19 protein-coding genes and 2 pseudogenes are annotated in these 14,267 nt (G+C 70.7%); 15 read left to right on the top strand and 6 right to left on the bottom strand.

The window, feature by feature from the left end; all coding sequences use genetic code 11:
- Positions 1-120: 120 nt before the first annotated feature.
- The 4 genes from E6W39_RS18495 to E6W39_RS18480 all read left to right on the top strand — a co-directional run bounded on the left by E6W39_RS18495 (position 121) and on the right by E6W39_RS18480 (position 3,431).
- Entirely contained in the window at positions 121-354 is a 234-nt protein-coding gene (locus tag E6W39_RS18495; RefSeq protein WP_220140230.1) for a hypothetical protein, read from the top strand.
- 130 nt (positions 355-484) lie between these two features.
- Positions 485-1,396, top strand: a complete 912-nt coding sequence (locus tag E6W39_RS18490; RefSeq protein WP_141634458.1) for a DUF4231 domain-containing protein — start codon at positions 485-487, stop codon at positions 1,394-1,396.
- Between the two features lie 110 nt (positions 1,397-1,506).
- On the top strand, positions 1,507-1,941 hold the full coding sequence (locus tag E6W39_RS18485; RefSeq protein WP_101381777.1) for a MarR family winged helix-turn-helix transcriptional regulator: 435 nt from the start codon (positions 1,507-1,509) through the stop codon (positions 1,939-1,941).
- Positions 1,942-2,129: 188 nt separating this feature from the next.
- A complete protein-coding gene (locus E6W39_RS18480) occupies positions 2,130-3,431 on the top strand; it encodes an MFS transporter (RefSeq protein WP_141634457.1) in 1,302 nt (433 codons plus the stop codon).
- Positions 3,432-3,537: 106 nt separating this feature from the next.
- On the opposite strand, the gene E6W39_RS18475 is transcribed toward E6W39_RS18480, so the two are convergent.
- The 4 genes from E6W39_RS18475 to E6W39_RS18455 are packed head-to-tail and all read right to left on the bottom strand — an operon-like array spanning position 3,538 to position 5,974.
- The gene (locus E6W39_RS18475; RefSeq protein WP_141634456.1) at positions 3,538-4,278 is read right to left on the bottom strand and encodes a Type 1 glutamine amidotransferase-like domain-containing protein; all 741 of its coding nucleotides are present in this window, start codon (positions 4,276-4,278) and stop codon (positions 3,538-3,540) included.
- Entirely contained in the window at positions 4,275-4,820 is a 546-nt protein-coding gene (locus E6W39_RS18470; RefSeq protein ID WP_228718210.1) for a GNAT family N-acetyltransferase, read from the bottom strand. The genes E6W39_RS18475 and E6W39_RS18470 overlap by 4 nt, the downstream gene beginning before the upstream one ends.
- A 45-nt stretch (positions 4,821-4,865) precedes the next feature.
- Complete coding sequence (locus E6W39_RS43005) at positions 4,866-5,459, bottom strand: PASTA domain-containing protein (protein WP_267286700.1); 594 nt, start codon at positions 5,457-5,459, stop codon at positions 4,866-4,868.
- Positions 5,459-5,974 (bottom strand): SigE family RNA polymerase sigma factor, encoded by a 516-nt coding sequence (locus tag E6W39_RS18455; RefSeq protein ID WP_141634455.1) that lies wholly within the window; start codon positions 5,972-5,974, stop codon positions 5,459-5,461. The genes E6W39_RS43005 and E6W39_RS18455 overlap by 1 nt, the downstream gene beginning before the upstream one ends.
- A 312-nt stretch (positions 5,975-6,286) precedes the next feature.
- Here E6W39_RS18455 and E6W39_RS18450 point away from each other — a divergent pair.
- From E6W39_RS18450 to thpR, 5 genes and pseudogenes are all read left to right on the top strand, one after another.
- Positions 6,287-6,550, top strand: a pseudogene (locus tag E6W39_RS18450) (zinc ribbon domain-containing protein); the annotation flags it as partial.
- An 84-nt stretch (positions 6,551-6,634) separates the two neighbouring features.
- Positions 6,635-6,895: pseudogene (locus E6W39_RS18445) on the top strand (SDR family oxidoreductase); the annotation flags it as partial.
- 85 nt (positions 6,896-6,980) lie between these two features.
- Positions 6,981-7,913 (top strand): alpha/beta fold hydrolase, encoded by a 933-nt coding sequence (locus E6W39_RS18440; protein ID WP_141634453.1) that lies wholly within the window; start codon positions 6,981-6,983, stop codon positions 7,911-7,913.
- Between the two features lie 57 nt (positions 7,914-7,970).
- On the top strand, positions 7,971-8,381 hold the full coding sequence (locus E6W39_RS18435) for a hypothetical protein (RefSeq protein ID WP_141634452.1): 411 nt from the start codon (positions 7,971-7,973) through the stop codon (positions 8,379-8,381).
- A complete protein-coding gene (gene thpR, locus E6W39_RS18430; RefSeq protein WP_141634451.1) occupies positions 8,381-9,076 on the top strand; it encodes an RNA 2',3'-cyclic phosphodiesterase in 696 nt (231 codons plus the stop codon). The genes E6W39_RS18435 and thpR overlap by 1 nt, the downstream gene beginning before the upstream one ends.
- A gap of 6 nt (positions 9,077-9,082) precedes the next feature.
- Here the strand turns inward: thpR and E6W39_RS18425 are convergent, their stop codons facing one another.
- Both E6W39_RS18425 and E6W39_RS18420 read right to left on the bottom strand, forming a co-directional pair.
- Entirely contained in the window at positions 9,083-9,292 is a 210-nt protein-coding gene (locus E6W39_RS18425; protein WP_141634450.1) for a hypothetical protein, read from the bottom strand.
- A complete protein-coding gene (locus tag E6W39_RS18420; RefSeq protein ID WP_141634449.1) occupies positions 9,268-9,447 on the bottom strand; it encodes a hypothetical protein in 180 nt (59 codons plus the stop codon). The genes E6W39_RS18425 and E6W39_RS18420 overlap by 25 nt, the downstream gene beginning before the upstream one ends.
- Positions 9,448-9,715: 268 nt before the next feature.
- Here E6W39_RS18420 and E6W39_RS40475 point away from each other — a divergent pair, with 268 nt between their 5' ends.
- The 6 genes from E6W39_RS40475 to E6W39_RS18390 all read left to right on the top strand — a co-directional run bounded on the left by E6W39_RS40475 (position 9,716) and on the right by E6W39_RS18390 (position 14,266).
- The gene (locus E6W39_RS40475) at positions 9,716-10,648 is read left to right on the top strand and encodes a helix-turn-helix domain-containing protein (RefSeq protein ID WP_141634448.1); all 933 of its coding nucleotides are present in this window, start codon (positions 9,716-9,718) and stop codon (positions 10,646-10,648) included.
- Positions 10,560-10,745, top strand: a complete 186-nt coding sequence (locus tag E6W39_RS41645; protein WP_228718686.1) for a DUF397 domain-containing protein — start codon at positions 10,560-10,562, stop codon at positions 10,743-10,745. Before E6W39_RS40475 ends, E6W39_RS41645 begins: the two co-directional genes overlap by 89 nt.
- Before the next feature lie 5 nt (positions 10,746-10,750).
- Positions 10,751-10,939: a DUF397 domain-containing protein gene (locus tag E6W39_RS18405; protein WP_407658622.1), complete on the top strand. Its 189-nt coding sequence runs from the start codon at positions 10,751-10,753 to the stop codon at positions 10,937-10,939.
- 63 nt (positions 10,940-11,002) lie between these two features.
- Positions 11,003-11,272, top strand: coding sequence for a hypothetical protein (locus E6W39_RS18400; protein ID WP_141634445.1), 270 nt, complete (start codon positions 11,003-11,005; stop codon positions 11,270-11,272).
- A complete protein-coding gene (locus E6W39_RS18395) occupies positions 11,265-11,873 on the top strand; it encodes a DUF6879 family protein (protein WP_141634444.1) in 609 nt (202 codons plus the stop codon). The genes E6W39_RS18400 and E6W39_RS18395 overlap by 8 nt, the downstream gene beginning before the upstream one ends.
- A 152-nt stretch (positions 11,874-12,025) precedes the next feature.
- Positions 12,026-14,266 (top strand): ATP-binding protein, encoded by a 2,241-nt coding sequence (locus tag E6W39_RS18390; protein WP_228718208.1) that lies wholly within the window; start codon positions 12,026-12,028, stop codon positions 14,264-14,266.
- The last annotated feature ends 1 nt before the right edge of the window (position 14,267 follow it).

Genomic DNA, 14,267 nt, shown 5'->3' with positions numbered 1-14,267 from the left:
GGTCCACCCGTGCTCCTCCTTCCGCATCCTCTGCTCGTCCCCCGGGGGGAGGCGGACTCAGGGGCATTTCGGGGTCGCTCCCGGGTACCGCGCGGCGGTCCTGTCCGGGACGCTGGACTCATGGCGATGGTGAGACAGCAAGCTCGACCGATGGTCCGGGAGTCCGGGCGCGGGGCCGCCGTGCTGGCGGTCCTGGTGGTGCTGGCCGTCCTCGGCGTTCTGCTGGGGCTCGCGGCGGCTCCGGTGGGGCCGGCGGCGGCAGTGCCGGTGCGCTGGCTGCTGCTGGGCGAGTTGGGGGTGCTGGGCGCGGTGATGGCGCTGGTGGCCGCGGTGGTGCCGGCCCGGCGCCGCTGACGGGCCGTCAACGACGCGGCAGCCGCTGCGCGCCGGGCGGCCAGTTGGCGCCAGGTGGCCGGAAAGCGCTCTGTGTAGCCGTGTTGACGGTGGGCATACTGCCTCCTGAGTCGTGAGGGGGCACTCTCTGATGGTGCGATGGGACCCGTCCGGGATCGACGAGGCCGACTTCCTGCCGGAGCCGTTCCAGACGGCCGACCAGGCCTCGATCGCCGCACAGCGCCAGACCCTGCGCTGGAACCGCGGGATGATCGTGATGCTGGTGGTCGCGGCGGCGGTCGGCGCGGCGACGGGCGGTGACTCCGGGGTCGCGCCGCTGATATCCGTGGCCGCCTTCGTGGTGGCCGGCTGGTTCTGGTCCCGCCTGCGGGCGGTCAATCCCCAGGCCCGGTGGTTCGAGGCCCGCGCAGCGGCCGAATCGGTCAAGACGCTGGCCTGGAAGTACACGGTGCGGGCCCGGCCGTTCGGCGGCCCGGCCGATTCCCCCGAGGCGGACGAGGAGTACCGCGCGCAGGTCGCCGAGGTGCTGCGGACCTTCGAGGACTCCGGGGCACTTCCGGCCGGCGCGGCACCGGAGATCACCGACGGCATGCGGGAGTTGCGGGCCGCGGGGCTGGTCGACCGGCGGACCGGGTACCTGCGGGTCCGGGTGGAGGGCCAGCGCACCTGGTACCTGGCGAAGGCGAGCGCCTATGAGTCGCAGGCGGTCTCCTGGGGGCTCGGCACGGTGACGCTGATGATCCTGGGTGGCGCGGCGGCGGTGGCCCAGGCGGCCGGGGTGCTCTCGGTCAGTCTGTTCGGCGTCTGCGCGGCGGCGGCCGCCGCGATCATCGCCTGGAACCAGCTGAAGCAGCTGCGCCCGCTGGTCTCCACCTACCGGCTGGCGGCCAAGGAGCTCGACGTGGTCTGGGGCAAGCTGACCGTGCTCGACCTCAACGACCCGGCGGCCGAGGCCCAGTGGGCCAGCCTTGCGGGCGACGTGGAGGACGCGGTGTCCCGCGAGCACACCAGCTGGCGCAGCCACCGGGCCTTCCCGCACTGACCTGTCTCTTCCCCTCTTCTCTTCTCCTTTCCCTCTTCCGGGTGGCTCGGGCGGTCGGCTCGCGCATGCCGATTTTTATTTAGCTAGAGTAATGACGTAAGCTAAGTATCATGTCCGAGATGTCCGAGGAGGACCTCGTCGCTGTCAATCAGCTGAGGTCCTCTGTGATGCGTCTGTCCCGTCGTCTGAAGCACCAGCACGTCGAGCAGTCGCTCAGCCCGACCGAGATGAGCGTGCTGGGCACGTTGGCGCGGTGCGGCAGTGCCACGCCTGGGGAGTTGGCGCGGCGCGAGCACGTGCAGCCGCCGTCCATGACGCGCATCATCGCGATGCTGGAGGAGAAGGGTCTGGTGCGGCGCGAGTCGCACCCGCAGGACCGGCGCCAGGTGGTGGTCAGCATGACCGAGCAGGCGGCCGAGATCCTCGACGAGTCCCGGCGGCGGCGCAATGCCTGGCTGGCCGAACTCGCCTCCCAGCTGACCGACGAGGAGTGGGCGGCGGTGCGGGAGGCGGCTCCCGCGCTGTACCGGCTGGCGCATCTGTAGCTCTCGGACATGGTTGGCACGGCCGGGTGGCGGTAGCCCGGCGAACCGCGAACGAGAGGAACCGACCATATGAGCAAGGGAAGCCATACCAACGACCCCGAGGAACGCACCGCGGCGGCTGACCCCGCCGCACCAGGCCCAACGGCCACGGCAGGCCCCACCGGGGCCCGCTTCACCCGACCCGGGGGATGTTCTCCTCGCTGCGGGTGCGCAACTACCGGTACTTCTTCGCCGGTCAGATCGTCAGCAACACCGGCAGCTGGATGCAGCGGATCGCCCAGGACTGGCTGGTGCTGAGCCTGACCGGCAGCCCGCTCGCGGTGGGCGTCACCACCGCCATGCAGTTCCTGCCCACCCTGCTGCTCGGCCTCTTCGGCGGGGTGCTGGCCGACCGGATGCCCAAGCGGCGACTGCTGATCGTCACCCAGGGCGCGATGGGCGCGCTGGCGGCGGGACTCGCCGCGCTGACCATCTCCGGCGCAGTGACCGAGTACCACGTCTACGCCTTCGCGCTGCTGCTCGGCCTGGTCACCGTGTTCGACACCCCGACCCGGCAGGCCTTCGTCTCCGAGATGGTCGGTCCGAAGGACCTGGCCAACGCGGTCAGCCTGAACGCCGCGAACTTCCAGACCGCGCGCCTGGTCGGCCCGGCGGTGGCCGGCCTGCTGATCGCCGCGGTCGGCAGCGGCTGGGCGTTCGCGCTCAACGCGCTCTCGTTCGCCGCGGTGATCGCCGGCCTGCTGGCGATGCGCGTCAGCGAGCTGCGCCCGGTCGAGCGGATCCCGCGCGAGAAGGGCCAACTGCGCGAGGGCCTGCGGTATGTGAAGGAGCGTCCGGACCTGATGTGGCCGCTGGTGCTGGCCGGCTTCATCGGCACCTTCGGCTTCAACTTCCCGACGCTGCTCTCCGGTTTCGCCTACCGCACCTTCCACGTCGGCCCCGGCCTCTACGGCCTGCTGAACACCGCGATGGCGCTCGGCTCGCTCACCGGCGCCCTGATCGCCGCCCGCCGAGGCAACCCCCGGCTGCGCCTGCTGACCGGTGCGGCCGTGGCCTTCGGCCTGCTGGAGACGGTCGCGGCGGTGGCGCCCGGCTACTGGAGCTTCGCGCTGCTGCTCACCCTGATCGGCGTCTTCGGGCTGACCTTCAACACCACGGTCAACTCCTACGTCCAGCTGGCCACCGACCCGGAGATGCGCGGCCGGGTGATGGGCCTGCTGGTGCTGGTCTTCACCGGTGGCACGCCCGTCGGCGCCCCGCTGGTCGGCTGGGTCACCGCGAGCTACGGCCCGCGCCTCGGCCTGCTCGCCTGCGGCGCGGTCTCGCTGCTCGCCGCCGTGGCCGTCGGCCTGGTCCTGGCCCGCTGCGCCGACCTGCGCCTGCAAGTCGACCTCCACCGCGGCAACGGCGGCCGCGTGGTGGCCTTCGTCCCGCGCCAGGGGGAGGCGCATCTGGTGGAGCGCAAGCGGGAGTTGGCGGCGGCCTGCTGACGCCTGGCCGGGGCGGGCGGTGCCGCCCGCCCCGGAGCACCCGGCCTGGAGCGCCCGCCCGGGGCCGGGGTGCCTCAGTGCCGGGGAGCCTCGGCGGCGCGCGGATTCAGCGCGGCGGGGCGGGGAGCAGACGGGGTTCCAGGCGCTCCTCGACGGCTGAGGTGCCGTCACGGGTGACCAGGTAGGCGCCCTTGCCCGGGGTTTCGGTCACGGTCTCGACCAGCTTGGTGCCGCGGTAGACCAGGCCCACGCCGTCGTCGGTGCAGTGCGCTTCCGGCAGGGTGCCGTCCGCGACGAGCTGGTGGATCAGTGGGCGGCGTCCCGCGTCGACGTCGTAATGGACGCCATTACCGTAGGGCAGGAAGCCGAGTGCGTTGGTGATCGGGCGCAGTTGAGGGCCGAAGGAGTCGGTGGCGCCGCCCTGGAACCAGCAGATCGATCCGGCGCTGACGCCGCTGAGCACCACGCCGGCCTCCCAGGCGCGCCGCAGGATCGCGTCGAGCCCGTGGACCCGCCACACGGCCAGCAGGTTGGCCACCGAACCGCCCATGACCCAGACGACGTCCTGCTCGAGAACGGCGCTCTCGATGTCCTCGAGGTTGGGCATCGGGAACAGGGTCAGCGGCGTCAGGTCGAACCCGGCGGCCCGGCCGGCCTCCAGCATCCGCGCCGTGAAGTGCTCGGCGTCGCCGATCGCCGTCCCGATGTACATCACCCGGGGCCGGCGGCCGTGCGCACCCGACAGCTCGACCGCGTGGTGCACCAGGGAGTTGAACGCCACCATGGTGCGCCCGCCGGGACGGTGGCCGCCGGAGGTGGCGAGGATGGTCGGCTCGGGCGCGGTCACGACGCACCACCGGCCTGCGGCGAGCCGAGCCGGATCTCCAGGAGCTGGCCCGGCCACGGGGTGCCGTCCGGGCGCGGCACCTCGAAGGGCTCGGTCTCGGTGAAGCCGAGGGCGCGGTAGGCGGCGACCAGTCGGCGGTCGTCGCCGCCGTAGCAGTCGACGCGCAGCAGGGGCAGGCCGCGGCGGGCGGTTTCGGCGCGGGCGTCGGCGATCAGGGCGGCGCCGACACCGGTGTTCTTGCGGGTCCGGTCGGTGGCGAGGAAGCGCAGGTAGAGCTCGGGCAGGTCGGCGGGCGGGATGTACTCCGAGAGCTCCTGGGCGAGCACGCAGACGCCGATCAGCCGGCCGTCGTCGTCCTCCGCGATGCGCATCAGGTAGTCGGTGGCGTACTTGGTCAGCTGAGCCACCCGGGCCTCATTGGTGGACCACGGCTGGTCGCCCCACTGACCGGTGCGCCCCTGGGCGACCAGCCATTCCATGGTGGTGTCGAGCATGGCGAGAATGGCTGGGACGTCGTCGGGGCCACCGGGTCGAATCTTCATACGATCTTGTTTACACCGGGTGGTGGCGGCGTGTCAGGGCTCCGGCTACGGCTTTCCCTTGGACACGAACAGATTGACCACCGTGCCCCCCGGGACGCTCGCACCGGCCGCGGGCTGCGTGGAGATCACCAGCCCCGCCGCCGTGTGCCAGTCCGTGAAGTCGTGCACCGTGCCCACCTGCAGCCCGGCGGCGGCCAGCACCTGCCGAGCCGTGGCCTCGGACTGACCGATGACGGCCGGCACCACGACCGACCCTGCGATCGCGGGTGAGGCGGTGGTCGGCCCGGGGGAGGGGGTGCCGGAGGAGGCGGGGGTCGAGGTCGGCCCGGCGGAAGGGGTGCCGGAGGAGGCGGGTGTGGCGGGTGCGGTGTTCGTGGCGACCGCGCCGACCGCCGCGTTCACCTGCCCCGTCCCCGGTCGCGCGGCCTGAGCCCCGAAGGCCACCCCCGCCCCCAGCACCACCACTGCGGCCGCCGCACCGCCCACCATCAGGCGTCGGCGCCGCCTGGCCCGGCCGACCATCGCGGGCGCGTTGAAGACCGGAGGCTGCGGGTCGTTCGCGAAGTTCTCCATAGCGTGGGTCAGCGCCTTTCCGAACTCGGGATCAGGGGTGTCGGAACCGTGCTGCGGGATCGTCATCAAGCACCTTCGAACTGCGGGAAGTTGATCTCGGACATACGGAGCTTGGCCACGCCCCGGGAGAGTTGGGAGCGCACCGAGCTCGCCGTGATGCCCAGCGTCTCGGCGATCTCATCCGGTCCCTGGTCGTGCAGGTAGTGCAGCACCACCACGGTGCGCATGCCGATCGGCAGCGCGTGCAGTGCCCGGACAAGCCCGTCGCGCAGCTCCACCTGCCGGTACGAGTCGTGCGGGTCGGCCCGCTCGGGCACCTCGAACCGCTCGCCGGCCCGTTTGGCGCGCCGCCAGCGGTCGTTGGCCAGGTTGACCAGGATCCGCCGCACATACGCCTCCGGCGAGTCGGTCGCCGCGATCCGCCGCCAGCGCCGGCACGCCTTCTCCAGCGCCTCCTGCACCAGGTCTTCGGCCACCTGCTGATGGCCGGTCAGCACGTAGGCGGTCCGGAAGAGTGCCGCAGAGCGCTGCTGGACGAACTCGACGAAGTCGAGCCGCTCGGCCCGCTGCCAGCTACCCACAGATTCTCCTTGCTACGGTTCCTGCCCCATGACGGCGGCCGGCCGGCAGCTGCTGCACCCGGCAGTGGTGACCTGCGTCACGTGGGGGAGGGGGCCAGTTGGTCGCCGAGGGTGCTGCGTCGGTAGAGCACCTGCCGCCCGGCGCGGGCCCGGGTGACCAGGCCGGTGTTCACCGTCCTCGAAGGGCGGGCGTTGAGGGCGACCTCAGGCAGTTGGGAGATCTGTGAGTTGATGGACAGCCTCTCGCGCTTTCGCTTCTGCGGTCAGGCGGACATCGGTATCGGCGAGGAGCCGTAGGGTGATTCAAGATTCGCGATCCGGGCCCTCAAGAGCAGGATCGAGACGGGCCGCAAGCACGGCCGGACCGTGCACCTCGTACACCCCGCATACACCACGATGGACTGCGCGCACTGCATGACGAGAGCCAAGCATGCACTGCCGCTGGGTGAGCGTACTTACACCTGCACCCCGTGCGGAACCGCATCCCCCAGAGACAAGAACTCTGCGCACGTGATGCTCATTCGGGCTGGTCTGACCCCGGCTGGCGTTGATCGTAGAAGACCTGACGCGGCGTAGCTGCGGAAGGCATCGTGAGTCAGAAGTCCCACCGCGAGAAGCTGGAATTCCTCGGCTTCCACCGGAGGAGCAGTCAACAAGTCCCTTGCCCTGCAACTCGGAAAGCACGGCGTGACGGTCAACGCCATCGTGCCGGGGTTCGTGGTGAGCGACATGACGAGGCTGTCGGCCCGGCGACTCGGCCGCACCTTCGAGGAGTTCGAGGACCATGCGCGGCAGTCCATCCCGGTCGGCCGGGTGGGCCAGCCGGAGGACATCGCGCACACCGCGTCGTTCCTGGTCAGCTCCGGTGCGGGGTTCGTCTCCGGGCAGGTCGTCTACGTCGCGGGCGGGCCGGTCGACTGACGCGCGAACCAGGTGGAACGCCGTGTCAGCGGCCGTGTCAGGGCGGCGACAGGGTGGTGTCAGGCGAGCTGCCGATAGTTGACGCATGACTTCGAACAACACCACCGCGAACAACACCACTTCGACCCAGCTGACCCCTCCGCTCGGCGGGTTCCAGGAGATCGACGGCCGCCGCATCTTCGTGCACCAGGCGGGCAGCGGCGACGGACCGGCCGTCGTGTTCCTGCCCGGCGCCAGCGCGGTCGGCCTGGACTACCTCGGCATCCAGCAGCAGGTCGCGCAGTTCACCACCGCCGTGACGTACGACCGCGCCGGCACCGGCTACAGCGACCCGGCCGCACTGCCGCGCACCGGCACCGCGGTCGCCACCGAACTGCACGAGCTGCTGCACGCCCAGGGCATCGCCGGCCCCTACGTCCTGGTGGCGCACTCCCTCGGCGGCGCCTACGCGCACCGGTTCGCCCAGCTCTACCCGCAGGAGGTGGCCGGGCTGGTCTGGCTGGACGCCTTCCACCGCGACTGGGACGACTTCGTGCCCGCCGAGCTGAGCCTGGCGGCGACCGAGCAGATCGCACCGACCGAGGAGCAGCTGCGGCAGGCGCTGCCGTTCATGCGCGGGTTCGTCGCCGAGATGCTGGCCGACTACCCGGAGCACGTGCGGGAGTCGCTGGTCGAGTACCACGTGAGCGACCGGTGGATCCACGCCGGCATCGCCGAACGCGCCTCGATGGCTGCCCTCGCCGACGAACTGCGCTCCGGGGCGGACATCCCCGACGTCCCGCTGATCGCGCTCACCCCGCTGGCCGTCGACCCTGCCCAGCAGGCGCTGATGTCGGAGGAGGCGCTGCGCGAGCTGCACGACGGCAAGACCAGGCTGTACGCGTCCATGGCGGGCGCGGTCTCGGACGGCGAACAGCGCATCCTCACCGACACCAACCACAGCCAGCTGTGCTTCGAGCGGGCCGACCTCGTGGTCCAGGCGATCCGCGACGTCGTCGACCGGGCGACTCGCGCCTAGCCCGCACTCCACCCGTCCAACCCACCTGGAACAACCCACCCAGAGGAGCGCACCACCATGAGCATCACCCTCACCCTGAGCGACCAGGACAAGGCCACCCTGCGGACCGCCGCGTACGGCGCCGTCTCGCTGCTGACGGCCGCCGGCGCGGCCGGTGGCAAGCCGCACCGGATCGCCACCGACGGCTCCATCGCCCTGGCCTCCGCGACCGGCGCGGTCGGGCACGTGCTCGCCGAGAAGCCGGGAGCCGTGAAGCTGGCCGACACGTCCGTGGCCGCCATGGCCGACCAGGTGCTGCCGGCCCTGACGGAGGCCATGAGCCTGCTGAAGCGGCAGGACCCGGCCGAGGCCGACAACTTCCGCAGCACCATCACCGTCGCCATCGAAGCGGCGACTCACCGTAGCGATCTCACTCCCACCATGGCGGACCTGGTCCGCAAGATCACCAGCGCCCTCGACGCCGCCTGATGGGGATGGCGAGCTCCGCAGCCGCGTCTGGCCACGGGGACCCCTCCGGACCCCGTGACCGGCCGCCGCGAAGGCGTGGAAGAGGTGGCGCGGGCGGAGAATGGAGTCATGAGGCTCTTCGTCGCGGTGCTGCCCCGTCCGAGGTACTCGCCGAGCTGGACGCCACCGTGGCGCCGCTGCGTGAACTGCCGGGCGCGGAGCGGCTTCGCTGGACGGCACCCCAGGGGCGGCATCTGACGCTGGCGTTCCTGGGCGCGGTGGACGAGGAGCGACTGCCGGCGTTGGAGGACGGGCTCGCGCAGGCGGTACTGGGACACCCGGTGCACCGGCTGCGGCTCGCCGGGGGCGGGCACTTCCACGACCGGGTGCTCTGGGTCGGGCTGGCCGGTGAGACCTGGGCGCTGCGGGGGCTGGCGCGCTCGGTGACCACGGTGACGGGCGAGGTGCTGGGGGAGGAGGCACCGGACCTGGGTGAGGAGGTCGCCTTCCACCCGCATCTGACCCTGGCCCGCGCTGGCCGCAGCGGCCACCCTGACGCCGAGGAGCGGAAGGCGCTCCGGACGGCGGCCCAACGGCTGGAGACGTTCCAGGGCGCGGATTTCACGGTGGCGGCGGTCCATCTGATGCGCAGCGAGTTCCACGGGGGCCCTGCGCAGTACACGCGGGTGCGCAGTTGGGCACTGCACCCCGCATAGCAGCACTCAGTGGCGGAGGGCCTCTGCGATCAGCAGCAGCTCGGTGGGGAGCAGCGGGCGGAGCTGGACGAGCACGGCTCCCATGGGGGTGACGCGGAGGCCGGCGGAAAGGTCGGGGACATCGACCTCCCGGTCCACGAGGGCATCCTCCAACTCGTCGAGGGCGGCGCGTGCTTGGCGGATGGACGGCATCACGGAGCGGACTTCGTCAGCCACTTGACGTCCACCTCCCATTCGGCGCCACCGCGCTCGGGGCGCAGGTAGACGAGCTGGCGGTTGCGGTCCATGAACGCACCGGTGCGCTGGTTGAGCACGTCGTAGATCAACTCCCCGCGTCTGCGCGGCTCGTAGGGGAGTTCGGGCGGCTGCACGCCCTCGGGGCTGGCCGTGGGGTACGCGGGCGCAAGGCGGGCGAGCTGCTCGGGGTGCCCACCGCAGTTGGCGAGACAGCGGCACGGGGGAGGTTGCGGTCCTCGGGGACGGGCATCGCGGATGGCTCTCTGTGAGGAGTGAGGTGGGGCAAAACAGGATCTATTGGTGGAACTTGGTCGATTCACCTGCACAATCAGTTTCGGCGTGTGATGCTGCGGTGACAACCGGTTGTGCAAGACGCAGGAGCAGATTGTTGAGGTGGCGGTCATGACCGTGGACCTGGACGCCGTTGATGAGAAGCGGATGACCTGGGGTGACGTGCTGCGGATGATCCGGGAGGAGCGGGGGCTGACGCAGGCGCAGCTTGCGGACCTGGTCAAGGCGCACCAGACGATGATCAGCCATCTGGAGTTGGGGAAGGTGCAGCCAGATGAGAAGTGGGCGCGCCTTCTCGACGAGATGCTGCAAGCCGGAGGGCGGTTGATCACGGCGTTCAAGTTGGTGGAGCCGTACTTGGCGCTGCCGAGCCCGAACTGGAACGCGTATGAGGAGTATCGGAAGCTGGAGACACAGGCGGTACGGCTGTATGACCTGTCCACGGGACGCTTGTCGGGCCTGCTGCAGACCGAGGAATACACACGCGCCCTCTTCGCTGCTCACTTCGACAGCGCTGAGCAGATTGAAGAGCGAGTGCGCGAGCGGCTTGCTCGGCAGGAGCGACTCTTCTCCGCCGGGCTGCAACTGGTCAGCGTGATTGACGAGGCGGTCCTGTGGCGCGCGGTGGGAAGCCGAGCACTGATGAGGGACCAGCAGGCCCATCTGCTGTCGGTGATGCAGAGGAAGAATGTCGTCATCCAAGTGCTGCCCTTTGGGGAGGGCGAGACAACCCGGATGCCGATGAGCGGCATGATCATTCTTGAGCAGGGTAATGGGCAGAGGCGGGTGTACTCAGAGAGCCTTGACCAGGGGCACTTCATCGACAACGCGCGCCAGGTGAGCCGGTACGTCGATGAGTATGATCGGGTACGCGGGGAGGCTCTGTCCCGGACGGACTCCGCTGAGGTGATCCGAAGTGTCATGGAGGAACAGGCAGATGACCGAAATCACCTGGATCAAGAGCAGCCATTCGGGCGGGACCGGCGGCCAGTGCGTCGAATGCGCCCCGCAGTCCGCTATCCACGGCGTCGTCCCCGTACGTGACTCCAAGGATCCCCACGGCCCCTCCCTGGTCTTCCCGGCCTCCGCCTTCTCTGCTTTCGTGGAGAGTGTCAAGAACAGGTCGCTCGCCAGGAGTTGATCACTGTGTGGGTCAAGAGCAGCTACTCCGGTGGAACCGGCGGCAACTGCATCGAGTGCGCTCCGCAGCTCGCCCCCGACGGCCTCGTCCCCTTGCGTGACTCCAAGGACCCTGCCGGCCCCTCCCTCGCCTTCCCTGCCCGCTCCTTCGCCGCCTTCGTGGCAGGCCTCAAGAGCAAGCACCTGCTTCATTGACGACACGTCAGATCACCTCATACTCTCCGTAGTGATCTGATCACGTGACGCCTTGGAGGAGTCATGACCCACCCCTGGGAGGCGGACCCCGACGCCGTGCTGATCCGGCGGCTGGGGAAGTCACCGGCTGAGTTGGGGACAACCGGAGGGAGGGATGGCTGCCCCGACATCTGGGAGCTCGACAACGGTGACATCGCCGTCGTCGGACGCGACCTGACGGAGGCGTACCAGGCGGGCCTGCCTCAGGACCTCGTTATCGGCGATGGTGAGCGCCTGGTGGTCATCCCCCGGATCACGCTCCTCGCCGTGAAGGCGGACCTGCCGGATGCGTGACCTCCTCGGCTCCTCCTCCGGCGAGCGCCTCGCCCTCGACGCCTACCGGGCGGACTTCCGCAAGCGGGACTTCGCCGTTGACGGCTGGGACTCGTGGAAGCTGGAACGCCGCCAGCACTTTGTGGAGCCAGGGGACGCCAGTTGGCGCGCCTACTCCGAGGGCGACTGGGCGCGGGCGCTGGAGCTGATCGAGGCCCGGCGTGGCGGGCTTTTCCACCTCTCCCAACTGGCCGCCGACCACGACTGCCGCCTGCTGCGCGTGCGGGTCGTCGAGTTTCCCGTCACTTCGTACCTCACCTGGGAACTGCACCTGCTGCGCGTGCGGGCCGAGTGCGGCGAGCTGATCCGGGTCGTCGGCCCCGAGCAGATCTCCCAGTACGAACAGGACGGGCAGCAGCTGCCGGAGCTGATTACCCTGGGCCCCGACACCGTTTACGACATTACCTACGACGCCACTGGCCTCGGCGAGGGCGCGACCCGCTACACGGACGCCGCGACCAGGGAACGGGTCGCACAGTTCATCGCCGGTCTCTACGAGCAGGGCGAGGACATCGAGAGCTTCATGGCTCGCGAGGCGGCCGCGCTGGCGCCGGCCAGGTGAGCGAGGAGGTGCCGGAGCAGGCGGCGGGCTCCTCAAGCAGCGTCAGCTCGTCACTCTCGGGGTCCTCCGCCAGCCAGGTCGTGCAAGCCCGCGACATCCAGGGGCCCGTGCACTTTCACGCGCCCCCGCCGTCCACCCAGCACAGTGAACCGGTGCCGTCGCAACTGCCCACCGACCTGCGCGGGTTCGTCAACCGGGTAGCGGAACGGCAGGCCATGGACCGCCTACTCGCCGAGCGCCCGGCGGCGGCCCAGGTGCTGGTGGTCACTGGGACCGCCGGGGTCGGCAAGACCTCATTGACGCTGCACTGGGCGCATGCCGTGCGCGCGCAGTTCCCGGACGGCCAGTTGTACGCCAACCTGCACGGCTACGACCCGCAGCCGGCGGTGGCCCCCGCGCAGGTGCTCGAACGCTTCCTGCGCGCCCTCGGCGTACCCGCTGCCGCGATCCCCGCCGACCCGGAGGCGATGGCGGCGGCCTACCGGTCCCAGATGGCCGGACGCCGGATACTGATCGTGCTCGACAACGCCTCGCAGGCGGCCCAGGTCCGCCCACTGCTGCCAGGCGCTCCGGGCGCACTGGTCGTGGTGACGAGTCGGCACCGGCTGTCCGGCCTCAGCGTGCGGGAGGGCGCCCGGCATCTCACCCTGGAGGTGCTGGCGGAGCAGGACGCCGTGGACCTCCTGCGAGCGGTGACGGCGGACTACCGCAGCGAGGACGACCCGGCCGAGCTCACTCAGCTGGCCCGCCTCTGCGCCCGGCTGCCGCTGGCGCTGCGGATCGCGGCCGAGCGCGCGGCCGGACGGCCACGGATGCCGCTGGACGACCTGATCCAGGACCTGCGCGACGAATCCAGCCTGTGGGACGCGCTCTCCAGTGAGGACGAGGAGGAGTCGGAGGCGGTCCGCTCGGTCTTCGCCTGGTCCTACCGCGCGCTGCCCGCCGATGCCGCGCGGCTGTTCCGGATGCTGGGCCTGCACCCCACCGGGGAGTTCAGTACCGGGGCCGCCGCCGCGCTCACAGCTGTTGGCACGCGCCGAACGCGCCGTCTGCTGGACGGACTTGTCGCGACCCACATGGTCGACCAGATCGCCCCGGACCGCTACCGGTTCCACGATCTGCTGCGCGCCTACGCCATCGACCAAGCGCGTGGTGAGCAGGAGCCGCAGGAGAGCGAGCAGGCGCTGAGGCGGGTGCTCGCCTGGTACGTGCACACGGCGGACGCGGCCCAGGCCTGCATCGCCCCGCAGGAGCCCAGAGTCCCGCTGGACCCGCTCGACCCCGAGGTGGAACCCGCCAGCCTCGCTGACGAAGCGGCCTCGATGCAGTGGTTCGAGCACGAGCAGGAGAACCTGGCGGCCGTCACCCGAACTGCGGCAGCACTGGGTTTTGACCGATACGCCTGGCAGCTCGCGGTCGTGCTGCGCGCCTTCTACATGATTCGCAATCCGTTCCAGGACTGGCTCGCGGTCTCGCTGGTGGGTCTGGAAGCGGCCAGGTGCGAGGGTGACCGGCATGCGCAGGCGGAGCTGCACGAGAGCCTTGGCATGGGCTACACCCAGTCCCACCAGCTCGACCAGGCGGCCGAGCAGTACCGGGCGGCGCTGGAGATCCGGCGGGAGCTCGGCGACCCGTCCGGCGAGGCGCTGACCCTCAACGGCTTCGGCCTGCTGGAACTGCGTCAACGGCAACTCTTCGGTGCGCGGCAGGCGTTCGAGCGTGCTCGGACGCTCTTCCAGGGGCTCGACGACGCCTACTGGGCGCCGCTGGTGGCGGTCAACCTCGCCGAGGCCGAGCTGGCGCTGGCCCGGTACGAGGAAGCGGAGCCCCTGGTCCGTGCCGGGCTGGAGGCGTTCCGGGCGCGGGCCAACCGCTGGGGCGAGGGCAACGCGCTACGGCTCCTCAGCCTGATCCAGCTCGAAACCGGCCGTGAGGGCGAGGCGCTGGACACCGCCCAGCAGGCCGTCGATCTCGCTCTGGAGCTGAACAGCCCAGTGGCGGAGGGCCATTGGCTGGCCCAACTCGGCACGGCGCAACGCGCGGCGGGGCACCCGGAGGATGCCCTCGGCTCCTACCACCGCGCGGCCGTCATCCAGCGCACGCTCGGGGACCGCAGCCGCGAGGCGCTGGCTTGGGACGGCGCGGGGCAGGCCTGTCTCGACCTCGAGCGCGCCGAAGAGGCATCCGACTTCCACCGCCGCGCTGCGGCCGTGCATAGCGAGCTCGGCGACCGGTGGCAGCGCGCCGTGGCTCTGAGCCATCTCGCGGACGCCCTGGACGCCACCGGCGGCTCTGCGGACGCGTCCCGGCACCGAAGCGAAGCGCTCGCGCTGCTCGGGGAGTTCATCGACCCGAGAGCGGAACGCCTGCGCGAGCGGCTCACGCGAGGCTGAC

It is taken from the genome of Kitasatospora acidiphila, from assembly GCF_006636205.1.
Lineage (GTDB): Bacteria > Actinomycetota > Actinomycetes > Streptomycetales > Streptomycetaceae > Kitasatospora > Kitasatospora acidiphila.
Note: the sequence above shows the minus strand (reverse complement) of the source record. Positions and strands in the feature narration are given on the sequence as shown.